22 protein-coding genes are annotated in these 22,174 nt (G+C 59.9%); 16 read left to right on the top strand and 6 right to left on the bottom strand.

Going from position 1 to position 22,174, the window contains the following annotated elements; genetic code table 11:
* Window positions 1–76 precede the first annotated feature (76 nt).
* The 5 genes from BGIM_RS0113315 to BGIM_RS0113295 all read left to right on the top strand — a co-directional run bounded on the left by BGIM_RS0113315 (window position 77) and on the right by BGIM_RS0113295 (window position 6,206).
* On the top strand, window positions 77–730 hold the full coding sequence (locus BGIM_RS0113315) for a hypothetical protein (protein ID WP_020470266.1): 654 nt from the start codon (window positions 77–79) through the stop codon (window positions 728–730).
* Window positions 727–1,941 (top strand): beta-ketoacyl-[acyl-carrier-protein] synthase family protein, encoded by a 1,215-nt coding sequence (locus BGIM_RS0113310; protein ID WP_020470265.1) that lies wholly within the window; start codon window positions 727–729, stop codon window positions 1,939–1,941. Before BGIM_RS0113315 ends, BGIM_RS0113310 begins: the two co-directional genes overlap by 4 nt.
* An 87-nt stretch (window positions 1,942–2,028) precedes the next feature.
* Entirely contained in the window at window positions 2,029–5,100 is a 3,072-nt protein-coding gene (locus tag BGIM_RS0113305) for a PVC-type heme-binding CxxCH protein (RefSeq protein WP_020470264.1), read from the top strand.
* A 97-nt stretch (window positions 5,101–5,197) separates the two neighbouring features.
* The gene (locus BGIM_RS57410) at window positions 5,198–5,626 is read left to right on the top strand and encodes a DUF2809 domain-containing protein (protein ID WP_020470263.1); all 429 of its coding nucleotides are present in this window, start codon (window positions 5,198–5,200) and stop codon (window positions 5,624–5,626) included.
* Window positions 5,595–6,206 carry a DUF6891 domain-containing protein gene (locus BGIM_RS0113295; RefSeq protein ID WP_020470262.1) on the top strand — a complete coding sequence of 204 codons (612 nt, stop codon included), beginning with the start codon at window positions 5,595–5,597 and terminating at the stop codon, window positions 6,204–6,206. The genes BGIM_RS57410 and BGIM_RS0113295 overlap by 32 nt, the downstream gene beginning before the upstream one ends.
* A gap of 37 nt (window positions 6,207–6,243) precedes the next feature.
* Here BGIM_RS0113295 and BGIM_RS50195 read toward each other — a convergent pair whose 3' ends face one another.
* Window positions 6,244–6,966 carry a 7TM domain-containing protein gene (locus BGIM_RS50195; protein ID WP_020470261.1) on the bottom strand — a complete coding sequence of 241 codons (723 nt, stop codon included), beginning with the start codon at window positions 6,964–6,966 and terminating at the stop codon, window positions 6,244–6,246.
* A 167-nt stretch (window positions 6,967–7,133) separates the two neighbouring features.
* Between BGIM_RS50195 and nuoH the strand changes: the two genes are divergently transcribed.
* The 3 genes from nuoH to nuoK are packed head-to-tail and all read left to right on the top strand — an operon-like array spanning window position 7,134 to window position 9,185.
* Window positions 7,134–8,336: an NADH-quinone oxidoreductase subunit NuoH gene (nuoH, locus tag BGIM_RS0113285; protein ID WP_020470260.1), complete on the top strand. Its 1,203-nt coding sequence runs from the start codon at window positions 7,134–7,136 to the stop codon at window positions 8,334–8,336.
* 16 nt (window positions 8,337–8,352) lie between these two features.
* Window positions 8,353–8,874 (top strand): NADH-quinone oxidoreductase subunit J family protein, encoded by a 522-nt coding sequence (locus BGIM_RS0113280; RefSeq protein WP_020470259.1) that lies wholly within the window; start codon window positions 8,353–8,355, stop codon window positions 8,872–8,874.
* Window positions 8,874–9,185, top strand: coding sequence for an NADH-quinone oxidoreductase subunit NuoK (gene nuoK, locus BGIM_RS0113275; RefSeq protein ID WP_020470258.1), 312 nt, complete (start codon window positions 8,874–8,876; stop codon window positions 9,183–9,185). Before BGIM_RS0113280 ends, nuoK begins: the two co-directional genes overlap by 1 nt.
* Window positions 9,186–9,272: 87 nt before the next feature.
* Here the strand turns inward: nuoK and BGIM_RS62825 are convergent, their stop codons facing one another.
* On the bottom strand, window positions 9,273–9,443 hold the full coding sequence (locus BGIM_RS62825; RefSeq protein ID WP_020470257.1) for a hypothetical protein: 171 nt from the start codon (window positions 9,441–9,443) through the stop codon (window positions 9,273–9,275).
* On the opposite strand from BGIM_RS62825, the gene BGIM_RS0113265 reads away from it, so the two are divergent.
* Entirely contained in the window at window positions 9,442–9,969 is a 528-nt protein-coding gene (locus tag BGIM_RS0113265) for a HEAT repeat domain-containing protein (protein ID WP_020470256.1), read from the top strand. The genes BGIM_RS62825 and BGIM_RS0113265 overlap by 2 nt on opposite strands.
* A 200-nt stretch (window positions 9,970–10,169) precedes the next feature.
* Entirely contained in the window at window positions 10,170–11,423 is a 1,254-nt protein-coding gene (locus BGIM_RS0113260; RefSeq protein WP_020470255.1) for a DUF5690 family protein, read from the top strand.
* Here the strand turns inward: BGIM_RS0113260 and BGIM_RS0113255 are convergent.
* Window positions 11,350–12,534, bottom strand: a complete 1,185-nt coding sequence (locus BGIM_RS0113255) for a substrate-binding domain-containing protein (protein WP_020470254.1) — start codon at window positions 12,532–12,534, stop codon at window positions 11,350–11,352. The two genes, BGIM_RS0113260 and BGIM_RS0113255, sit on opposite strands and share 74 nt — an antisense overlap.
* 303 nt (window positions 12,535–12,837) lie before the next feature.
* On the opposite strand from BGIM_RS0113255, the gene BGIM_RS0113250 reads away from it, so the two are divergent.
* Complete coding sequence (locus BGIM_RS0113250) at window positions 12,838–13,728, top strand: DUF1559 family PulG-like putative transporter (RefSeq protein ID WP_020470253.1); 891 nt, start codon at window positions 12,838–12,840, stop codon at window positions 13,726–13,728.
* 264 nt (window positions 13,729–13,992) lie between these two features.
* Here BGIM_RS0113250 and BGIM_RS0113240 read toward each other — a convergent pair whose 3' ends face one another.
* The 3 genes from BGIM_RS0113240 to BGIM_RS0113230 form a co-directional block, all read right to left on the bottom strand.
* Window positions 13,993–15,015 (bottom strand): hypothetical protein, encoded by a 1,023-nt coding sequence (locus BGIM_RS0113240; protein WP_020470251.1) that lies wholly within the window; start codon window positions 15,013–15,015, stop codon window positions 13,993–13,995.
* A gap of 106 nt (window positions 15,016–15,121) precedes the next feature.
* Window positions 15,122–16,750, bottom strand: a complete 1,629-nt coding sequence (groL, locus tag BGIM_RS0113235) for a chaperonin GroEL (protein WP_020470250.1) — start codon at window positions 16,748–16,750, stop codon at window positions 15,122–15,124.
* Between the two features lie 195 nt (window positions 16,751–16,945).
* On the bottom strand, window positions 16,946–17,242 hold the full coding sequence (locus BGIM_RS0113230; RefSeq protein WP_020470249.1) for a co-chaperone GroES: 297 nt from the start codon (window positions 17,240–17,242) through the stop codon (window positions 16,946–16,948).
* Window positions 17,243–17,683: 441 nt separating this feature from the next.
* Between BGIM_RS0113230 and BGIM_RS0113225 the strand changes: the two genes are divergently transcribed.
* From BGIM_RS0113225 to BGIM_RS50190, 5 genes are all read left to right on the top strand, one after another.
* The gene (locus BGIM_RS0113225) at window positions 17,684–18,385 is read left to right on the top strand and encodes a DUF4339 domain-containing protein (RefSeq protein ID WP_193788975.1); all 702 of its coding nucleotides are present in this window, start codon (window positions 17,684–17,686) and stop codon (window positions 18,383–18,385) included.
* Window positions 18,386–18,528: 143 nt separating this feature from the next.
* Entirely contained in the window at window positions 18,529–19,188 is a 660-nt protein-coding gene (locus tag BGIM_RS61295; protein ID WP_162136246.1) for a GYF domain-containing protein, read from the top strand.
* A gap of 81 nt (window positions 19,189–19,269) precedes the next feature.
* Window positions 19,270–19,512, top strand: coding sequence for a TM2 domain-containing protein (locus tag BGIM_RS0113215; RefSeq protein WP_020470245.1), 243 nt, complete (start codon window positions 19,270–19,272; stop codon window positions 19,510–19,512).
* A gap of 110 nt (window positions 19,513–19,622) precedes the next feature.
* Window positions 19,623–20,393 carry an SDR family NAD(P)-dependent oxidoreductase gene (locus BGIM_RS0113210; protein ID WP_020470244.1) on the top strand — a complete coding sequence of 257 codons (771 nt, stop codon included), beginning with the start codon at window positions 19,623–19,625 and terminating at the stop codon, window positions 20,391–20,393.
* Window positions 20,394–20,600: 207 nt separating this feature from the next.
* Window positions 20,601–22,172, top strand: coding sequence for an MFS transporter (locus BGIM_RS50190; RefSeq protein ID WP_020470243.1), 1,572 nt, complete (start codon window positions 20,601–20,603; stop codon window positions 22,170–22,172).
* Window positions 22,173–22,174 lie beyond the last annotated feature (2 nt).

Here is a 22,174-nt window from a genome sequence, read left to right as displayed (position 1 = left end):
TTTGCGGAATGCCCTGCCCCGGTTACCGTCTTCGCCCAATCTCCCTATACACGACCTTATGGAAGCTCCAGCAAGCTTGCCGACCGTGGTGAATTTGGCTCCCGGCGTGCCAGTCCGGGTGGCGGCTGTCGGCCGGGTCATCTGTCCCGTGTCGGAAATTCCCTCGCTGCGCGCCCCGCTTCAACAGTTCTTCGGGGACAAGATCTCCGTGAGCATCCTCAAGCAAGCCGACGAGTTGACACTGTTCTCTTTGGCGGCTCTTCGCTCGGCCATCATCCAATACGGCATCACCAAGGAACAACAGGCCGGCTGGGGCGTCGCGGCCAATCCGTGTCTGCCGGGCCGAAACCGCATGAAGGATTCCCTGGAGAAGTATCACGCCCAAGGGGCTTGGTCCGTCTCGCCGCACTATATCCCTCATTGCCTGCTTCATTCGCTTTCCGGTTTGTTGAGCCAAGCCTTGGGCATTAACGGCCCGAACATGGGAATCGGCGGCGTGCCGGGAACCCAAGAAGATGTCTGCCTCGGCATGGCAAGCTGGATCGCCGGGGGAGATGTCACCGGCGGTTGGATGGTGTGGGCCAACTGGCGGGATGACATTTCCACCGGGCCAAACGCCATCGGGGAGGCGTTTGTCGTCGGCGTGGAGTCGGCAAACGAACGATCCTCGCCGGGCGAAACCGGTTGGAAAGCGATCTCCCGGCTGATTCCGGAGGCGGCCACCCCATGACGAAGGAACCCATCTGGATCACCGGGGCCGGGGTGAACGTGCCGCACGGCGTGACGGTCGCGGAAGTGGCCGACGGCTTGCTGGCGGGACGGTCCGCCATCCATCGCATCGATCATTTCGATGTGTCCAATCACCCGTGCCAAATCGGGTCCAGGCTGACCACCTTCCCGAAACCGGACGGTTGGGAAGGGGATTTCGCCTCGCTGATTCCCGTCGAACAGGTGGCCATTTGGTGCATCGTCTCGGCGTTGAAAAATGCCGGACTTTGGGAATCTCGCCACAACCTCCGAATCGGCCTCGCTTTCAGCAGCGCCGGCGAATTCGGGTTGCACTGGGAACGCATGGGGCACATGAACCCCGACATCCCGGCGTGCGAACTGGCTTACGATCAGCGGCCGCTCATCGCTTTCTTGAAACAAAACCTTGGCCTCACCGGCCCGTCGGCCACGCTGTCGACGGCCTGCTCCAGCGGGAACTACGCCCTCGCCCAAGCCAAACGCTGGCTGGAACTTGGCTGGTGCGATGCCGTCGTGGCCGGGGCCGCCGATCTCACGCTGACGCCGCTGGTGCTGGCAGGCTTCGGCAATCTCCGGGCGCTCTCCCGGTTGAACGACGATCCGCAGGGAGCCTCCCGGCCATTCGACAAGAACCGGGACGGTTTTGTGATGGGCGAGGGGGGAACCGCCTTTGTGTTGGAACCCGCCTCGAAGGCGAAAGCCCGTTCGGCCGTCCCCCTCGGGGAACTGATGAGCGTCGGCCTGAGCAGCGATGCCTACCACCCCGTGATCCCCGCGCCAAACCCGGTGCAGGCGATTGCCGCTGTGCAAAAAGCTCTGACCGAAGCCCGGTTGGATGCGTCGGCGGTTCATTACGTCAACGCCCACGGCACCGCCACCCCCGTGGGGGACACGGCTGAGGCGAAGGGGCTGCGCGAGATCTTCGGCGAGAACTATCGCAACATCCCGGTGAGTTCCACCAAGAGCATGTCCGGGCATTTGATCACCGCCGCCTCCGCGTTTGAGGCGCTAGCCTGCCTGATTACCTTCGAGCGGCAGGCCATCCCGCCGACGATCAACCTGCGCGAGATCGACCCGGAATGTGACCTGTGCCATGTGCCGCTGACCGCCCGCGAAGGCCGGGTGGACGTGGCCATTTCCAACTCATTCGGCTTCGGCGGAAGCAATTCCTGCGCGGTGTTTCGCCGCGTCTGACCGGCTTCACTCTTTCCTCGTTCGCCCCGGCGGGTTACAATCTCCTTCCCCAACCGCCCTCTCCCTACCTTCGTCGGTGAATCCATCATGCGGCCGTTTCACTCGCTGGCCTTGTTGCTTCTTCTTTCCTGGCCGGCACTGGCCCAGCCCACCATCGCCCCGACGGACGCCCTGACGCCGGAGGAGGAACGCAAGACGTTCAAACTGCCGCCGGGCTTCGAGGCTCAACTTGTCGTCGCCGAGCCGGACATCCTCAAGCCCATGCAAGTGGCCTTTGACCTGATGGGCCGGATGTGGGTGACCTGCTCCCAAGAATACCCGTTCGCGGCGATGGGCAAGCCGGGGCGGGACAAGGTCGTCGTCCTCGACGACTTCGGGGAAGACGGCAAGGCTCGCAAGGTGACGGTGTTCGCCGATGATCTGAACATCCCCATCGGCGTGCTGCCGCTGCCGGATTGCAAGAGCGTGATTGTGTCGAGCATCGACACAACCGTGAACCCGCCCGGTTGTTTCATCTGGAAGCTGACCGATACGGACGGCGACGGCAAGGCCGACGAACGGGTGAAACTTTTCGGATTCTTTGGCATCCGCGACACACACGGGATGGTCAACTCGTTCACCCTGATGCCGGACGGTTGGGTCTATGCCTGCCACGGTTTCTCGAACGATTCCAAGGCGAAAGGCAAGGACGGCCACGAGATCACGCTGAACAGCGGAAACACCATCCGCTTCCGACCGGACGGCTCGCGCATTGAAGTCTTCACGCGGGGCCAGGTCAACCCGTTCGGGATGACTTACGACACCTACTTTAACCTCTACAACGCCGACTGCCATTCCCGGCCGATGACGCAACTGATTCGCGGCGCCGTTTATCAAAGTTTCGGCAAGCCGCACGACGGTCTCGGCTACGGGCCGGACATGATCGGCCACGACCACGACTCCACCGGCCTGTGCGGCTTGCAATGGTACGAGGCCGATCATTTCCCCAAGGAATACAAGGGGATGATGTTCCTCGGGAATGTCGTCACCAACAAGATCAACCTGGACAAGATCGAGTTCACCGGCTCCACTCCCAAGGCGGTGTTGCAGCCGAACTTCCTGAACAGCGGCGACCCGTGGTTCCGGCCGACGGACATCAAGCTCGGGCCGGACGGCGCGCTCTACATCACCGACTTTTACAACAAGATCATCGGGCACTATGAAGTGGACCTGAAACATCCGGGCCGCGACCGCACCAAGGGCCGCATCTGGCGTATTGTCTGGAAGGGACTGGACGGCAAGGCGCCGGCTCCGAAGCCCGTCGGCAACCTGTTGAAACTCAACCGCGAAAAACTGGAACTGCTGCTCGGCCATCCGAACATCACCGTCCGGATGCAGGCCACTCATGCGATCATCAACTATCGATCAGAACAAGCTGAGTTAAATGCCAAAGAAATCATCGAAGCGACTCCGGAGGCGGAGGACATTCGCCGGGCGCATCGTCTGTGGGCTGACGAAGCCGAGAGCCTGTTCAGTTATATGCAACGAGAAATGCGAAAACATGAGGCCGCCAGCCCGGAGATGCCGGTGACGGAAACTCATCGGTTGCGACTGCGAACGGCCATCAAAGAATGGGAACGCGACCGGGAACACCGGGACAAAGCTCAACGGCTGGAACAAGAGACCAGCAAATTCCCCAGCGACCAACCCCAAGTTGACCGGGCGCTGACGGACAACATGACGGCCGTGCCGAACGTCAAGAATCTCTCCCTTCTGCTCAACGGCCTGCCGAAGATCACCAACGACGTGGCCCTGCGGCATTCTACCCGCATCGCCCTGCGAGAAACGCTTCGGCAACCCGGCGCCTGGACCGCCTTGAAGGGGGAGAAACTCGACGAAGCGGCGATCCGCACGGTCGCCGAGATTGCCCTCGGCATCGGCAACATGCAATCGGCCGAGTTCGTCACCGCCAATCTCAAATCGCTCGGCGGCTCGCCGCAATTGGCCGCTTTTGTGGAACACGCGAGCCGTTACGGGGACGAAGCCCCGGCTCTGTTCGAGTTCGTGAAAACCCACGCTCCCAAGAACACCCGCCTAACGCTGGCCATGTTCCAAGGCTACCAACGCGGCCTGCAACAACGCGGCACCCGCTTCGACAAGGGTGACCTTGAAATGGCCCACCAACTCATCACCGAGGGATTGGCCGACACTGACCCGAAGACGGTGCAAACCTGTTTCGACGTGGCCTCGGCCCTCAAGCTGAAAACCTCCTACGAGCCGGTGGCCGCGTTCGCCGCCCGCAAGGACCGCGATGTGAACCTGCGGGCTGCCGCCTTCGGCGCGATGTTGAATCTTGATGCCACTTCGGCCGTGACGCAACTCGGCAACTTGCTGAACCAAGCGGATGAAAGCGTGGCGGCCCGCGAGAAAGTGGCCGGCGTGCTGGGCACAGTCGGCACGCCCGAGGCTTATGCCCAACTGTTGAAGGGAATCGCCCAAGCCCCGGCCCGGTTGCAAACCGGCATCGCCACCGCGATGGCCGGCCGACCGGAGGGTGCCGAGCAACTGCTGACCGCCGTGAAGGCAGGCAAAGCCTCGGCCCGGTTGTTGCAGGAACGCCCGGTGCAGGCGAAATTGACGGACAGCAAACTTCCCAAGGTGAACGAACGCATCGCCGAACTGACCAAGGGGCTGCCGAGCGCCGACCAGAAGATGCTTGCCACGCTGGCCCAGCGAAAAGCAAACTTCGAGAAAGCCAAACCGGACGCCAAACTCGGGGCGGCGTTGTTCAAGACATCCTGCGCGGTTTGCCATCAGATCGCCCAAGAGGGAGCCAAATTCGGCCCACAACTCGACGGCATCGGCATCCGCGGCATCGAACGCTTGCTGGAAGACGTGCTGGACCCGTCCCGAAACGTTGACCAAGCCTTCCGGGCGACAACACTGGAACTGTCCAACGGCCGAACCCTGACCGGCCTCCTCGCCCGCGAAGAAGGGGGCATTCTGGTGCTGGTGGACAACCTCGGCAAAGAAATCCGCGTCCCCGCCAAGGACGTGGACAACAAACGCCAGACCAACCTCTCCCCGATGCCCGCCAACTTCCTCGACACGATGAAAGAAGAAGACTTCCAAAACCTGCTGGCCTTCTTGCTGAGCCAGAAGGCGAAGCCGGAGAAATAAGGAGAATCGCAAGAACGAAAGACAAAGACACCAGCCAGATTCGTCCGGCCACGGAAACACGGATGGCGGGCGTTATGCCGATAGAGAGGGGACGCCCATGTTTCGTTTGCTCTTGGCCCTTGCTGTCACGGTGGCGCTCGGTCTCGCGTCCCGGTTGTGTCCGGCGGGTTGGTATCTCTGGGACAAGGTTCTGGGAGAAATCCTTTATGCGGTGGCCGCCTACCTCGCCCTGGCCATGCTCTTGGTTCGCAAACGGCCGCTGTTCATCGCCACGATGGCGTTTGCTTGTTGTCTGGCGGTCGAGTTTTTCAAATTGACGGGCATTCCGGCCGAATATCACCACATGTTCTTGGTCCGGTGGTTTCTGGGCATGACCTTTTCCCCGATCAATATCGGCTATTATTTCCTCGGCGTGACGCTGATCGCCTTCGCGGACTTTGCGAGCCGTGGCTCAAAGCGAGCTGAGAAAACCGGCGAGAATCGAGAGGTGATTCATGGGCAAAGCACGCGAAACGCCACCGGATGACGAGGATTCGGGCGGCGTCACACGGGAGGATATCCTGCACTGGGTTCGGGGCTTTGTCTGGAGAGGGGAGCACGACCGGGAAGAAATCGCCATCATGATCGAGGAGCAACTTGGCGAGGGAGATGAGATAGACCCGAAGTGGCTTGACAAGGAGATCCGCCGTGAGTTCGCGGCCAAGCGGAAGGCGGAAAAGACCTGGCCGAAAGTGACCGATTGCGACCGCCTCGACCGGGCCTTCGAGACTCTTGAACAGCAAGGGATAATCACCCTCCAAACGGCCGGGTTCACCCAGTCAGACGGATTGGAGGAAGTCGAGGACGCTTACCGCGATGCCGGAGGAAAGAAATCAGGATACGCCGGCCACTGCTTCTTCACCGAACAGGATCAGGAGGGCGCACTGAGCGGGGGCGGCCTGCACATTGGATTCGGCCATCTCTCCGGGAACGACTCGAAGGGCGTCGAAGTGGGCCGAATGGTGCGCGCCGCCTTGGAGCAAGAAGGGCTGAAGGTGAAATGGAACGGCAAAATCACCAGCCGGCTGTACGTCAAGGAGTTCCTCTGGCAACGCCGGGGGGCTTGATTCGTCTCACCCGGCTTCTTCTCTTTCCTCGCGCCTCTCAATTCGTCATGTTTCTGAAACGATAGAGTTCCGTCAGCCGATAGCCTGTGTAGCGGCCCAAGAGCAATTGCCCGGCCAAGACAAACATCAGCGCCTCCGGGTGATGGCGAAACAAATCCCGCACGACACCCCACCGGGCCAACAGGAAGATCACCCCGGCCGTCGCCAGAGTCGTCAGCATGACATTCACGGCCGGGCCGGTACCGTCTTCCTCTTCCATCGCCCAGAAGCGTTCCACCAATCCGGTGACGATCACCAGCGGCAGGAACGGCAGCGCGCTGGCCAGCGGTCTTCCCTGCGAGTTTGACCAGAACACGAACAACACCAACAACGCGGAAACCAGCGACAGCATCACGGAAGAACGGGGCACTTGCAGCAAATTCAACCCGGCGACGCCTCGCCGCAACGCCCAGCCAAAGGTGAGAACAATCATCAACACAAACAGCCCGACCGGGGAATCCGTCTCCCGAAACGCCAGCCCTAACAGCGCGGGGGCAAAGGTTCCAAACGTGGCGAACCCCAACACGTTCCGCACGATGGCGCACAACAACGCGGCCGCCGGGAGCAACAACAAAAACTCAATCAACTCTTGTTCGGCCGGGGGAAGCAACTCCACCCTCGCCCAAACAGGAAGCCCGTCGCCTGATCTCAGATTCATCACCCAGACACCGGCCGCGACCGAACCGATGGCCAACAGCCAGACAATCACGCCACGGGACATCGAATCCTTTCGGTGAGCGAAGATTCCGATGGCGTCATTGAAGGGAAGATACCGGGGATGGCCAATGATCCGGCTCGCCCGGAAATGAAACCTAGAATCTCCCCACTTCCCGCCTAAACTCTTCCTACGGTCTTTTCGGAACCGACTCTCAGGAAGTGGCTCTCCCCGTGAAGGATCTCTTCTCCTTCCTACCGACGCCGTTTGACATGATCGCGGGCGCCGTTGTTGCCGCCGGGTTGCTCGTCACCTTTGTGGCCACCAGCGCGTTGTTTTTCATCTGGCTGGAACGCAAAGTTTCCGCCCGGATGCAAGACCGGCTCGGCCCCACCCGCGTCGGGCCGTATGGGTTGCTGCAAACACTGGCCGACGGCCTCAAGCTGCTCACCAAGGAAGATGTTTCGCCGGATGTGGCGGACAAACTGTTGTTCAACATGGCCCCGTATGTGGCCTTCTGTGCGTCGTTTGTGGCGTTCATTTCCCTGCCGTTCGGCAACGGCATCGTGGCCTATCCGCTCAACGTCGCGGCTTTCTTTGTTCTCGCGGTTCTTTCCAGCGAAATCTTCGGGGTGATCCTCGCCGGGTATTCCTCCGGAAGCAAGTGGTCCCTCTTTGGCGGCATCCGGGAAGCGGCCCAAGTTGTCAGTTATGAGGTGCCGCGTTCGCTGTGCGTGCTGGTTCCCGTCATCGTGGCGGGAACGTTGAACCTGAACACCATCGGCCATCAACAACAAGGGTTCTTCTGGCAGTGGAATGTGTTCCACGACCCCTTCACGCTGGTGGCCTTTGTCATTTTCTTCATCGTGGCAACCGCGAGTTGCAAACGCGCCCCGTTCGATTTGGCCGAGGCCGAGAGCGAACTGGTGGCCGGTTTCCACACCGAATACAGCGGTCTGCGCTGGAGCGTGTTCTTCATGGCCGAGTACGCCAGCATGTTCGCCGTCAGCGGGGCGGCCACCCTGTTGTTCCTCGGCGGCTGGCACACCGGCTTGTTGCCATTCGAGCCAAGCGAGAAATTCGGCTGGGCCGGTCATCTGCTCAATCTGGCGGTGTTCATCTTCAAGGGCTTCTTTTTGGTGTTCGTGATGATGTGGATGCGCTGGTCGCTTCCCCGCCTGCGAATCGACCAAGTGATGATGACCTGCCTGAAATACTTCCTGCCGATTTCGTGCGGATTGCTGCTCGGCGTCTGTGTTTGGGAACTCTACGTGCCCAATCTCGTCGAAAATAGCTGGAAGATCGTGGCCGGTGTCGGCACGCTGCTGGCGAGCATCTTGCTGGTGGTGAAACTGTTCACCGGCCCGCTGACGACGCCGAACCGGGAACTTCCCGGCGTGTGGGCCGGCCGGCCGACCGCCATCACCCCGCCGTGACCAACCGGGAGACCGTGTGAATTTGGATGTCATCCTGTTCGCCGTGATCGCCGGGGCCACGGCCCTGTCGGCCCTGTCGGTCGCGCTCACGCGGGACATCGTCCGCAGCGCCGTGTGGTTGCTGTTCACACTCATCGGCGTTTCCACCCTGTATTTCCTGCTGGGCGCGGAATTCGTCGGGGCCACGCAATTGATCGTCTACGTCGGCGGGACGATGGTGCTGGTGGTGTTCGGGGTGATGCTGACCGCCCAACAACAGTTTTTGAAAATCAAAACCGCCGGGCCGGAATGGCTGGTGGGGGGCATTCTGGCCATCGCCTTGTTCGCCGTGCTGGTGCATGTGTCACTGGGGTTTGGGGAAAACCACCCGAAACCGGCGACGAACACGCTTCCCTCGGCCGGTCCCCTCGGAACGGCTTTTTTGGGCAATTATCTGCTGCCGTTTGAAATCGTCTCGGTGCATTTGCTGGTCGTCCTCATCGGGGCGGCCTACCTCGCACGGGCGAAGCGGCGGTCCAAGGAAGAAGGGCGGTCATAATGGAACTCGGCCTGACGCCCTACCTGATTCTCGCGGCGTTCCTGTTCTCCTGCGGGCTGTTGTGCATTGTCACCAAGCGAAATGCCATCGGCATCCTGATGGGCGTGGAACTGGTGTTAAACGCCGCCAATGTGAACTTCGTCGCCTGCGCCCGCTATGTGCCCGGCTTTGCGATGGAGGGCCAGATCTTCGCCCTGCTGGTGATCGTTCTGGCCGCCGGGGAGGCCGCCATCGCCCTGGCGATCATCCTGAATTTTTACAACAACAGCGCCACCGTAGACGTGGACCGGGCGGATGAGTTGAGGAATTAAGAAGGGGTTTTGTGCCCCTGAAACTTTGCGCCAAGGTATTCAAGAGCCGGGGGACGTGAGTCCCTCGGGTGGCCTTCGCAAGCAAAATCACCGACCTTTTGACTGACGACCAAGGACAACACCCGGAGGACTCACGTCCCCCGGCTCTTGAATGCCCCGGAAGATTCCCGGAACAACCGTCCCCGAAACCCCTCCCCCTCCGGCGGGTTTCATGAAGTAGCCGATCACCCAATTCTCTTCCAGAAGGAACGTCATCATGTTCGTTCGTCGTCCGTTTGCCCTCGCCGGCATCTTGCTCCTGTTTGGGGGGCTGACTCTTTCGGCGGCTTCCAAAGAAGAGGAAGCCAAGAAGTATGCCGACAACCTCAAGAGCAAGGATGTCAAGCTCCGGCTTCAGGCCCTCACGGAACTCGCCAAGCTTGGGTCGGCCTCGCTCAAGTTTGTCACGCCGTACATCGACCAGATCACGGAAACGATCAAAGACAAAGACGCCAAAGTTCGCGGCGAAGCCGGCCGGACGCTCGGCGCCATCGACCCGCCGGACAAGAAGGCCGCCATCGAAGCCCTGACGAAAGCCCTCAAAGACGAGAAAGACCTCAACGCCCGTGGAAACATGGAAATGGGCATCGGCGACCTGGGGGCGATGACCAAGGAGGAAGACCTCAAAAAACTCTGTCTCGACTCCCTCAAAGAAGCCCGCAAGAACTCGACGGACAAAGCAGAACAAAAGAAAATCCAAGCCGCCATGCAGACGATCACGGGCATGGGGAAAAAGAAGAATTGAGGAAGTCGGCGCTGTCGGACCGTTGCCCCCCGGCATCCTCCTGCCGGGCGGGGCAAACATTCATACACATCAATTCATTGCCAAACTAATCGGCGAACCCGAGATTCCTCCGGCGAACCCGCCTTATCTACCCGAGTCGTGACATCAACACTCCGCATCGCCGGACCATTTCCGATCGTCTCGCGGTCGCCCCGTCGTGGGTGTTTGTCGCCTATGCCCTCACCGCCTCTTTCATCACCTACTTCTGCATCTACGGCCTGCGGAAGCCATTTGACGCCCTCGCGTTTCCGGGGGAAAAGTATCTCGGCACCCGAATCGATTTGAAGACGGCTTGTGTTCTCGGGCAGATCATCGGCTACATGCTGTCCAAATACGCCGGAGCCTGGGCTTGCGCCGAGACTCCCCGCCGCTGGCGGGCCGCCCTGTTGCTGGGGGTGGCCGGGTGGGCCGAGTTGATGTTGCTGGCCATCACGGTTCTTCCCCCGGCCCTGTGGCCGCTGGCCTTGTTCGGGAATGGCCTGCCACTCGGGATTGTTTGGGGGTTGGTGGTCCGTTATTTGGAAGGCCGGCGCATCAGCGACATGCTTTTGGTCGGCGTCAGCACGGCGTTCCTGATGGCCGGGGCGGCGACAAAGGATGTGGCGTTATGGATCTTGGCTCATGATGTGCCACGGGAATGGATGCCGGCCGTCGCGGGGTTTGTGTTCTTGGTTCCATACGCCATCGGCGTGGCGTTGCTGGACCACCTGCCGGCGCCGACGCTCGCGGATGAAACCGCCCGGTCGGTTCGGGCAAACGTGGGCCGACCCCTTCGCCGGGTGTTCTTGCGGCATTTCGGGCTGGGTCTGATTCCGCTGTTCGGGGCCTATTTTCTCCTGACGGCCTACCGCGACTTCCGCGATCTGTACGGGCGGGAATTGCTACTTGAATTGGGATATCCGGGGCATCCCGGCCTGTTCATGAGCGTGGATATCTGGGCGGTCGGCGGCGCGCTGGTTGCTTTGGCCTGTCTGAATCTGGTCCACGACCATCGGCGGGCGCTGGCGGTCGTGTGCGGGTTCGTGCTGGCGGGGTTCGCGGTCATCGGCCTCTCAACCCTCGGTTTTCGCGCGGGCCGGATTGACGGGCTGGAGTGGGTGGCGGCGGTCGGCGTGGGGCTTTATCTGGCATATGTGCCGTTCGGCGTGGTGCTGTTCGAGCGACTGGTGGCGGCCGCCCGCTTTCCCGGAACGTCGGTGTTTGCGGTCCAGTTGGCGGACGGCGTGGGGTATTCCGGCTCGGTTCTGATCCAGTTGTTCCGGGATGTCGCCTTCTCCGGGACGAACCGGCTGGAGTTCTTCGTCCCGCTGTCATACGCGGTATCAGTCGCCGGGATCGTCTTCACTCTGGCAACGGCCGGGTTGATCGGACCGCAGGTGTTCGCGAAGAAGGAACTGAACTGTTCCTCACAATGAGCCTCCCCGGAAGAACCATCTTCGCGGGCGGGTCCGTCGGATGGGCGAGCCGGTTCTCCAGCAACCGGACCGCCCAGCGGGCGATCTCCGTTGACGGATAGGAATAGGTTGTCACGCCGAGGGTGAAACTGTTTCCGATGGGGAGATCATCGCATCCGACCACGGCCACATCGGCCGGCACGGTCGTGCCTCGCAGCAGCAATTCGAGAATCAATCCCACCGCCGTGTAGTCTTGATAGCACAAAACGGCGTCCGCCCGCTCGGCCAACACTTGGTCCGCGAGCCAGCCGAACACGGCCGTTTGGTCCATTCCCTCCGGCGGGTACAGCACCAGTGGCGCGAGGCCGCCGGGGTTGGCGCCGATGGCATACAGATAACCGGCGAGCCGGTCCGAGTGGCTGCTGGTCGGGGACGCGAGGACGCAGGCGATCCGTTTTCGCCCCGTCGAGATCAAATGCTCGGTGCAGGTCCGGCCCCCCTCAAAGTGGTCGGAGGCGACGAGGTCATGCGTCAACGACCGGGCCGGACCGCGGATGTTTCGATCCACCAAAACCACCGGCAGGCCGGCCGACCGGCACCCGGCCAAAAACTCCTCATCCTGCTGGCGTCCGGCCTCGCTCACCCGTGACGGCAGAAAAATCACCCCTTTCGCCCCTCCCGCCACGGCGGCGCGGACGGCAACATCCGGGTTGGCGTTCCCGTCTCGCGGATCGATTTCAAACACCACCGGCACAAACGGCATCCCGCTTTCGACGGCCACCCGATCAAACCCGACCCGCGAGGCCGCCTCGGACGCCTGCCGGCTCGGCCCCGGCGACACGCGCAGGACAAGCGCCCACGGGCTGGTCACGGGTTTCACGGCCGCCGGCTTGGGAGCCGGGGCGACGAACGTCCCCGACCGGTCCTTGGCGACGATCAACCCCTCATGTTGCAGGATTTGCATCGCTTTCTGGGCAGTGTAAGCGGACACGCCGTATTCGGCCGCGAGGGCGCGAACCGTTGGCAACCGGCCGTCGCCCCATTCTCCCGTCCGAATCCGGCCGGCCAGTTTTTCAAAGAGCGCGAAGTAGCCCGGCCCGTCCTCCGACGCCATCTTGGATGTTGAATTCACGGCCGCTCCGAAAAGTGATCGAGATATTATCATACACCTTAACAATCTGTACGTACAGATTTCATCCCAAAAACTCGCCGCTTTTCGTGCATTTTATTTCAATTTTGAGCTTGAAATTACCATAAGTCCGGGTGAGAATCTTCTCACAACCTAAACAATTGTTTGGTTGAAAGCACAAACGACGGACCTATTCTGTATTTCATCGCTCTCTTCTGTTTGTATCTGTATTTGATCTGTATTTTCTCTCGTCGAACATAATCTGCAAGTTGTCCGGTGAGAGAGGTGTTCCAACCCGAGGTTCCCATGAGTCAGAATCGTCGAACCGGATTCACGTTGATTGAACTGCTGGTGGTGATTGCCATCATCGCCATCCTCATCGGCTTGCTGCTGCCGGCGGTGCAAAAGATCCGCGACGCCGCCAACCGGATTTCCAGCACGAACAACATCAAGCAACTCTGCCTGTGCATCAACAACTTTGAAAACACGAACGGCTACCTGCCCCCCGCCTTGAGCTCCAACACCGGCAGCCTCTACACCTACACCGCGAACGCCGACCCGAAGTACCCCTACGGCACCCTGTTCACGTACATTCTCTCCTATGTGGAGCAGGATTCCATCAGCAACATCCGCAACACGGGCAACTGGGACATCCTTTACAACACCAACAACTACATGGTGAAACCCTACGTCAACCCGCGCGACCCCACGCTTCCCCCGAACGCGCTGGATGCCTACGGCCACTACATGACCGGCTATGCCGCCAACTACACCGGCCTGGGCTATGTGCTGCGAAGCGGAACCGCCGCCGGCACGACCAACATTCTGCCGATTGCCGCCGTGACGGACGGCACCTCCAACACCATCGCCATCACCGAACGCATCGCCGTCTGCTCGACCTTCTACACCAATGAATGGTCTTACCCTCGCTACGATTCGTCGTGGGAATACCCACCGCTGTTCGCCTTCTACAGCGCCAACGGCACCGACCACAAGAAAGCCCCGCAGTTCGGCGCCATCCCCAGCGGTTCCACCGCCAATTGCAACCGCGTCCGGGCCACGACGGTCAAGACGGACGGCATCCTCACCGGCCTGATCGACGGCAGCGTCCGCATGGTCCGCCCCAGCATCACCGACGCCACCTGGTGGGCCGCCTGCACCCCGAGCGGCGGCGAAGTGCTGGCGAACGATTGGTAAAGTCTGTTTTTGAAGGACAGTGAAACGAAAAAAGCCCCCGCATGATCATGCGGGGGCTTTTTGATGTTAATGGCAAATTTGTCGTAGTGAATTAGCGTTTCTGCGAAACCCCGCCTTCAATGATTCGTTCCAGTCGTTCAAATTCGCGCTGTCGGATTTCCAAAAACCGATCACGAAGCTCCTCTCGTTCTCGAAGAATTTGGCGTTCTTCCTCATCCTGCCGGGTTGGAATTTCAGTTGAGATTGTTGGCGTTTCTGCTGGCATCATGATTTCTCACCAAGCAAAGATTTCAAAAGCATTTCAAACTTAATCCGCAGGCCAAACTCTTGCAAACACAGTAGCAAATCTTCTCGTTCTGTTTCTTCAAACACATTCGACAAATCAGCGTCAATGGAAAGGACACCTTCAACCATCCTGCCCGTTCCGTCGCAAACTTCCTCCAGATAGTGTACGCAAAGGGACTTCAGATAGTTTCGCTGCACTTCACTGAAGAAGAAAAAATCGCCCTTTTCGGCCGCATTCTCGCAATCAGCCACGATCATAATCGGTGTTTTTTCTCGAACACATCGCACAATTTGCGATTGCCGGTCAGTGGCGCCAACTTGAAACCCCTCTTGATGATCCCGGTAAGAAGAGAATGGCTCCGTATGCCCTTGGTTCATGCTGATGGCATGAAGAGGCTTCATCGCGCCATCAGCTCCCTCCACGTACACACCCAATCGTACATTTGGCCGGCGCCCCAATTTATCATTGCCTCTTGCTTGAAGAAGTGTGCCAAGGGTTTCCAAAATCTGCCGTAGTTGGGGAGTCGGGGTCAATGCCTCGCGGGCGTTGGAAATGCTTGCGCTCCGATCAGAATTCTGCCGTGAAACGACGACCGCGAGGGTTCTGTCCAATTTTCTTTTCACAAACACATGGAAAGCGGCCAGCAACTCGGTGCGAAAGCGGCTTTCAGATTTGGCGCGTTCCAATCGATTTTTGATTTCCTTGTCGGCTGCCTTCAAACAAGATTCCACACGATATTGGAGAATCTTCCACGTTACAAACATGACGCCTGCCAGGCTTGTGGCGACAGCCCACAAACTTGAATCAGTTTCCAAATTGAGTTTGGCAATTGCGGTCGCCGTCAAAATTCCCAATGTCAAAACATCGGGGATGCCCTTTACAACCCACTCAATCCACTTCCATGTGATTTTTTGCCAACTTACCCGGTGAACACCGAAGTGAAGAATCAGACCCAAGATGGTCATTAATCCGGCAATGACGGCCATATTCATCGGCAGCATGACTGTTCTCGCGGGACATCCGCAATCATGATTTTGCGAGCGCTTTAAAACACAAAAAGCGAACCGGCAAGCCGGTTCGCTTCGCATGACAGCTTTCAACAATCACTTATTCCATGTCGTCGTAACCGCCGCCGCTCTTCTTTTCGCCTTCCTTGGGGGCGTCGGCCACCAAGGCGTCGGAGGTGAGGAGCAGGGTGGAGACGCTGGCGGCGTTTTGCAGGGCGCTGCGGACCACCTTGGCCGGGTCGATGATCCCGGCGGCCACCATGTCCACGTACTGGTCGCCGCGGGCGTCGTAGCCGAAGTTCGCGGAGCTGTTGGCCAGCACCTTTTCGGCGACGATGTTGCCGTCCGTGCCGGCGTTTTCCGAGATCTGCTTGATCGGGGCGCGGCAGGCGCGAACCACGATGTTATAGCCCACTTCTTCGTCGTGGGTCAGGCCGGTCGGCTTGAGACCGTTGCTGGATCGCAACAGGGCCACGCCCCCGCCGGGGAGGATGCCTTCGAGGTTGGCGGCCCGCGTCGCGTGCATCGCGTCCTCAACCCGCATCTTCTTTTCCTTCACTTCGCTCTCGGTCGCCCCGCCAACGTTGATCTTGGCGACGCCGCCGGAAAGCTTGGCGATCCGCTCGCTCAGCTTTTCCTTGTCGTAGTCGCTGGTGGACTTGTCGAGCTCCCGTTGGATCATGCCGATGCGGGCCTTGATCGCTTCCTTCTTGCCCTGACCTTCGATCAGGGTCGTGTTGTCCTTGTCGACCTTGATCTTCTTGACCTTGCCGAGATCCGTGATCTTGACGTTGTCGAGCTTCACGCCGAGGTCTTCAAACACGGCCTTGCCGCCGCTGAGGATGGCGATGTCTTCGAGCATGGCCTTGCGACGGTCGCCGTAGCCGGGAGCCTTCACGGCCACGACCTTGAACACGCCGGGCTGACGGATCTTGTTGACCACGAGGGCCGCAAGGGCGTCGCCGTCGATGTCTTCACAGATGATGAGGAGGGGCTTGCCTTGCTTGAGGACTTCCTCAAGGATCGGGGCGAGGTCGCGGATGGAGCTGATCTTCTTTTCGTACACGAGGACGTAGGCGTCTTCGTATTCGGCTTCCATCGTCTCGGCGCTGGTGATGAAGTACGGCGACACGTAGCCGCGGTCGAACTGCATCCCTTCGACGAATTCGTGGCCGGTTTCGAGGGTCTTGCCTTCTTCAACCGTCAGCACGCCGTCCTTGCCGACCTTGGTCATCGCCTGGGCGATGATCTTGCCGATCACGTTGTCGTTGTTGGCGGCGATGGTCGCCACGTTTTCCAAATCCTTCTCGACCTTGATCGGAATGGACATGGTCTTGAGCTTGGCAACGATGTCTTCGACGGCCTTTTCAATCCCGCGCTTCATGAGCATCGGATTGCAGCCGGAGACAACGGCCCGGAGGCCTTCGTTGTAAATGGCCTCGGCCAGCACGGTCGCGGTGGTGGTGCCGTCGCCGGCCACGTCGCTGGTCTTGCTGGCGACTTCCCGCACCATGCGGGCGCCCATGTTCTCGAACTTGTCTTCCAGTTCGATTTCGCGGGCGACCGTCACGCCGTCCTTGGTCACCGTCGGCGAGCCGAAGGACTTCTGGATGACGACGTTGCGGCCCTTCGGCCCGAGGGTGACCTTGACGGCGCGGGCCAGCTTGGACACGCCCCGCTTCATGGCTTCGCGGGCTTCCTGATCGAACGCGATTTGTTTGGCGCTCATGTGTTACCGATTCCTATGTGATGAATGTTGGTTGGTTACTGGTGACGGTTATTTGCCCAAGAGACCTCACCCCCTAACCCCCTCTCCTGACAGAGAGGGGGAACCCGAACAAGAAGGCTTTCCCCCTCTTGCTCCCCTTCTCTGCCAGGAGAGGGGGCCAGGGGGGTGAGGTTGCCTTTTGCCGGGGGATCGCCCTTAGTCGATGACCGCGAGAACGTCTTCTTCCCGCATGATCAGCAGGTCGTCGGCGGTCTTGTATTGTTGTTTCACTTCGTCGCCGGCCCATGAGGTGAAGATCACCAAGTCGCCGACCTTCACTTGCATGGCCGCCCGGCCGCCGTCCTTCTTCAACTTGCCAACGCCAATCGCCACGACCTTGCCCTTTTGGGGCTTTTCGCGGGCGTTGTCCGGCAGGAGAATCCCGCCGAGCGTCTTCTCTTCCTGAGCCAGCCGTTGCACGAGGATGCGGTCATCCAAGGGTTGAATCGCCATACGCGTATCGCTCCGAAGTTGCGGAATCCTTCAAGTGATCCCCCAAACAAGCAATTCGTGCGCCAAACGATCACATCAACGTCGCAACCTGTTTTCATCCAAGTGTTTGCGATTTGAGATTCCGACCGGCCCGTGGCCGCTGCTGCCAACTTGGACGGATGGCCACCGGGTGAGACTGTCGGAATGGCAGGGAAGAAAAGATTGCGACCGGCCTGTTGCCGATGATTGAAAGACACCCGCTCGCGAAGCAGAATAGCCGGTTTTTTGCCCGCCCGACCCTAATTTTGGTGTTTTCCGCATGTCAAACACTAATTTTGCTGTTTCTTTGCTTGACTGGCGAAGAACAATCGCCAAAAATCAGCCCACCGACGGGGCGAACTACTTCAGGATCGTGCGGAACGATCCCGAAAATAACCCAATCAATGCTCCGTGGGGCAAGCCGTGAATCAAGAATGGTTTTACAGCGTCGGCGACACCCGACAGGGACCGGTCACCGAGGAGCAACTGCGACAACTCGCGGCCGAGGGAAGCCTGAAACCGACCGACTTGGTCTGGAAGGACGGCATGCCGGACTGGGTGGAAGCCCGGACAATTCCCGGCTTCTTCCCCGAGCGGGACGAACTGCGAAAGAGCAAGCCCCAGAGAATTGACGATGCGGAAGTGGTCGATGACCGCCCCCGACGCAGCCGGTATGCGGACGACGACGATGATGATCGCCGCGACCGCCGCCCCCGATCCAGACGGAACGATGATCGCTACGGGGACGACCGGGATGATTTCGACGACAACCGGCGAAGCGGTTCCCGGAGGAAAGTCCCGAAGCCAGATCAGATCACATCGGTGGCCGTGATGATGCTGGTGGGGGGCATCTTGGGAATCCTCGGCGCGATCGCGGCCGGGACAACCATCTTCTGTTGCGTGTGGCCCGGCATTTATTTCGAGTTTGTCGTCGGCATTTTGTTGATTGTCCGGGCCATCAACATGATGAACCAAGATGATCACGGCCCCCCGACGGGACTGGCGATTTGCCAGATATGCTTTATCTTGAATGGCGACCCGGTCAACTTGACGCTTGGAATCATTGCCCTTGTGATGTTGGGCAGTGACGAGGCCAAACAATATTACAGACGTAAAGGTTTTTGAATCGCTTCGATGGCGGGTCCGCGTTTCGATTGTTGAACAAAACAACTGAAAGATTTTCTTCCGGCTTCGGCCGCAACCGTGATGGAATCCGGATAGCACTAGAGCAAGAGACCGAAAACCGACGTTTCTTGAGGGGGGTTGGCGTGAGTCAGGAATGGTATTACAGCGTTGAGGGGGACCGGCAGGGACCGGTCAGCGCGCAGGAATTGAAGAAACTGGTCGAGGCCGGCACGCTCAAGGCGACCGACCTCGTCTGGAAAGATGGCATGGCGGACTGGGTTCCCGCCAAAACCATCAAGGGCTTGTTCGCCGCCGGAGCCTCCTCGGCCGGCACGCCCGCCCCGGCATCCGCCCCGACCAAGACGGCCGAAAAGCCGGCTCCGGTTGACGAGGACGAAGAGGAAGAGCGGCCCAAAAAGCGCCGCGAAGTCGCCAAACGGGACGAGGACGAAGAGGAAGACGAGCCCCGGCCCAAAAAGCGTCGCCGGGACGAGGATGAAGACGAAGAAGACGAACCCCGGCCCAAAAAACGCCGCCGGAGTGGCAATGTCCCGGATGATGTGGGCAGCAAGAAAATGACGGCCGGGATTCTCGCCATCCTCATTGGCTGGCTCGGAATTCACAAGTTTTACTTGGGCATGACCACCCCTGGCGTGATAATGATGCTGGTCTCTGTTCTGAGCTGCACGGCAGCCGCGCCAATCATGTCGATCATCGCCATTGTTGAAGGGATCATGTATCTGACGAAATCTGATGAGGAATTCTACCAGATGTATGTCCTCGACAAAAAGGGCTGGTTCTGATTCGGCTTTATCCCCGTCGTTATCGCGACGGGGTTTTTTATTCGACTTTCACCCTCAATTTTTTTCACAAGGAGTTGGATCGTGGCTCAATCAGAAGTGGCTCAGAAGAAAATGGTCGCCGGCCTCCTCGCCATCCTCATCGGCTGGACGGGCGCGCACAAATTCTACCTCGGCAACACAACCACCGGCATCATTCAACTCGTCTCGAACATCGCTTGTGGCGCGGGCGCCATCATCGCGCTCATCGAAGGGATCATGTATCTCACCAAGCCCGACGATGTGTTTGAAAAGACATACATCATCGACAAAAAGCAGTGGTTTTAATCCGCAGATGATGCGGAACGCGGGATGAAACACCGGCGATCCATGACGGATCGGTGTTTCATTCCACATGAACCCAGATCGAGCGACACCACCTCCCGAAATCTCCCACCATGAACACAACCCAAAAACTGTTTGATCTCACCGGCCGGGTGGCGCTCGTCACCGGCGGCAACAAGGGGCTTGGCAAGGCGATGGCCCGCGGGCTGGCCGAGGCCGGGGCCGACGTCTTTATTGCCAGCCGGAACGAGGCCGAACTCGGGGCCGCCGCCGAGGAGATTGCCGCCGCGACCGGGCGTGTCGTGAAACATGCCATTGTCGATGTGTCCAAACGAGAATCCGTCAACCAACTGGCGAAGACAGCCATCGAGCAAATGGGCCGGATTGACATCCTCGTGAACAACGCGGGCATGAACGCCCCGCAGGCCATCGACACCATCACGGACGACGTGTGGGACACCGTGATGGAAACCAACCTGAATTCCATCATGGCCCTGACGCGGGCCGTCGTGCCGCAGATGCGCAGTCGGAAATGGGGCCGGGTGATTCACATCTCGTCAATCATGGGGTTTGTCTCCAAGGAAAAGCGAAACGCCTACTCGACGACAAAGACCGCATTGATCGGCCTCGCCAGGGCCAGCGCCCTCGACCTCGGCGGCGACGGCGTGACGGTAAATTGCATCGCCCCCGGCCCCTTCCTGACGGACATGCCGGGCAAGCTGCTTTCCCCCGAGGAAAAACGGGCCTTCGCCGCGATGACCGCCCTCGACCGCTGGGGCGACCCCGCCGAACTCGTCGGCCCGATGCTCATGCTCGCCAGCGACGCCGGCAGCTATGTCACCGGCCACACGCTGGTGGTCGATGGCGGGTATTTGGTGCGATAGCGAAAACCAAGGATGAGGGATGAAGGATGAGGGATGAAAGGAAAACCAATCGATCCGGGTTCTTGGTTTTCCTTTCATCCCTCATCCTTTATCCCTCATCCTTTCTGTCAAAGACGAAAGCCCGTCTCCCCGACTTGAGCATTGAATCCCTCCCGCCGATGCCTTAGACTCGCACCACAGCGAATCTAACCTTCCTTTGGATCACCGATGTCTTCCCCTTCCGACGCAACTCCAAACACCGACCCCACCGGCTGGCGAAGTCTCACCAAACTATCCGCTTATCACTGGTTCGTGTTCATCGTCGCTTGTCTGGCGTGGGATTTGGACTGCATGGACCAGCAATTGTTTGTGCTAGCCCGGAAACCGGCGGTCACGGAATTGCTGGCCAAACCAGCCGCGGACGACGCGCGCCGGCCGGAATACGCCGCCAAACTGACGGCCGATCTTCGGAAGGAAGCCCTAAAGAAAGGGACGGCTGCGGAAGACGCGGAGAAGATCGACGTGCAGCCGTCGGATGATCGCGTGACCGGCGGCCTGAACGATTCCGACATCAACAAGTTCGCCGGATACGCCACGTCCGTCTTCCTGATCGGCTGGGCCATCGGCGGCATCGGCTTCGGCATGATGGGGGACCGGGCCGGCCGCGTGAAAACCCTGATGACCACGATCCTCGTCTACTCGCTGTTCACGGGATTGAGTTCCCTGTCAGTGGGCGTGACGGATTTCATGGCCTACCGCTTCCTGACCGGCCTCGGCGTCGGCGGGGTGTTCGCGGTGGCCGTGTCGCTGGTCGCGGAAAGCGTGCCGACGGCCTCCCGGCCATACATGCTCGGGCTGTTGCAAGCGTCCTCCGTCATGGGGAACTGCGCCGCCGCCGGCCTGTCGATGTGGCTGGGCAGTCTGGCGCAGACCGGGACGTTCAAAGGGATTGAATTCCTCGGCTTCGCGGTGACGCCGTGGCGCATCATGTTCGTGGTTGGCATCATCCCCGCCATCTTGGTGGTCATCATCCAAGGACGGCTCAAGGAACCGGAAAAATGGAAGCAGGCCAAGGCGGCCGGCGTGAAGTCTGGCCGGTTCGGTGAATTGCTCGGGGAACCGCATTGGCGCAAACACGCCCTGTTCGGGCTGTTGCTGGCGTTCGCCGGCGTCGTCGGGTTGTGGGGGATCGGTTTCTTCACGGTCGATTTGCAGTCGAGTATTTTCAAGGCCACCTTCATGGCCGACGCGGCCGCCCAAGGGCTGGGCGGGGACAAGGTGGGGCCGTTCGTGGCCGGCCAGACGGCCAAGTGGTCCGGGATCACGTCGCTGGTGCAGAACCTCGGGTCGTTCTTCGGCATTTACGCCTTCGTGCTGCTGACAGCCAGGGTGGGCCGGAAGGCGGCGTTTGCCATCACGTTCGTGGCGGCGGCGCTGGCCACGGCAAACGTGTTCTGGAACCTGAAGGCATTTCCGGACATCTTCTGGATGGTCCCGCTCATGGGCTTCTGCCAGCTCGCCCTGTTCGGCGGGTACGCGATTTACTTCCCGGAACTGTTCCCCACACGGCTCCGCAGCACGGGCATCTCGTTCTGTTACAACGTCGGCCGTTTGGTCGCCGCGTCCGGTCCGGCCGCGCTGGGCTTGCTCACCGCCCAAGTGTTCAGTACGGCTAATGGGTATGGCGAAGCCCCCGAGCCGCAACGATACGCGGGGCTGGTGATGTGTTCGGTCTTCCTGCTCGGATTGCTGGCGCTGCCGTTCCTTCCCGAAACAAAGGGCAAACCCCTGCCGGAGTAATT

Source organism: Zavarzinella formosa DSM 19928 (assembly GCF_000255705.1).
GTDB lineage: Bacteria > Planctomycetota > Planctomycetia > Gemmatales > Gemmataceae > Zavarzinella > Zavarzinella formosa.
Note: the sequence above shows the minus strand (reverse complement) of the source record. Positions and strands in the feature narration are given on the sequence as shown.

Bases quoted from the DNA above. Each gene is read 5' to 3' on its own strand.
- BGIM_RS0113310 (WP_020470265.1), top strand. From the start codon at position 727: ATGACGAAGGAACCCATCTGGATCACCGGGGCCGGGGTGAACGTGCCG.
- BGIM_RS0113305 (WP_020470264.1), top strand. From the start codon at position 2,029: ATGCGGCCGTTTCACTCGCTGGCCTTGTTGCTTCTTCTTTCCTGGCCG.
- BGIM_RS57410 (WP_020470263.1), top strand. From the start codon at position 5,198: ATGTTTCGTTTGCTCTTGGCCCTTGCTGTCACGGTGGCGCTCGGTCTC.
- BGIM_RS0113295 (WP_020470262.1), top strand. From the start codon at position 5,595: ATGGGCAAAGCACGCGAAACGCCACCGGATGACGAGGATTCGGGCGGC.
- BGIM_RS50195 (WP_020470261.1), bottom strand. From the start codon at position 6,966: ATGTCCCGTGGCGTGATTGTCTGGCTGTTGGCCATCGGTTCGGTCGCG.
- nuoK (WP_020470258.1), top strand. From the start codon at position 8,874: ATGGAACTCGGCCTGACGCCCTACCTGATTCTCGCGGCGTTCCTGTTC.
- BGIM_RS0113265 (WP_020470256.1), top strand. From the start codon at position 9,442: ATGTTCGTTCGTCGTCCGTTTGCCCTCGCCGGCATCTTGCTCCTGTTT.
- BGIM_RS62825 (WP_020470257.1), bottom strand. From the start codon at position 9,443: ATGATGACGTTCCTTCTGGAAGAGAATTGGGTGATCGGCTACTTCATG.
- BGIM_RS0113250 (WP_020470253.1), top strand. From the start codon at position 12,838: ATGAGTCAGAATCGTCGAACCGGATTCACGTTGATTGAACTGCTGGTG.
- BGIM_RS0113240 (WP_020470251.1), bottom strand. From the start codon at position 15,015: ATGCTGCCGATGAATATGGCCGTCATTGCCGGATTAATGACCATCTTG.
- groL (WP_020470250.1), bottom strand. From the start codon at position 16,750: ATGAGCGCCAAACAAATCGCGTTCGATCAGGAAGCCCGCGAAGCCATG.
- BGIM_RS0113230 (WP_020470249.1), bottom strand. From the start codon at position 17,242: ATGGCGATTCAACCCTTGGATGACCGCATCCTCGTGCAACGGCTGGCT.
- BGIM_RS0113210 (WP_020470244.1), top strand. From the start codon at position 19,623: ATGAACACAACCCAAAAACTGTTTGATCTCACCGGCCGGGTGGCGCTC.
- BGIM_RS50190 (WP_020470243.1), top strand. From the start codon at position 20,601: ATGTCTTCCCCTTCCGACGCAACTCCAAACACCGACCCCACCGGCTGG.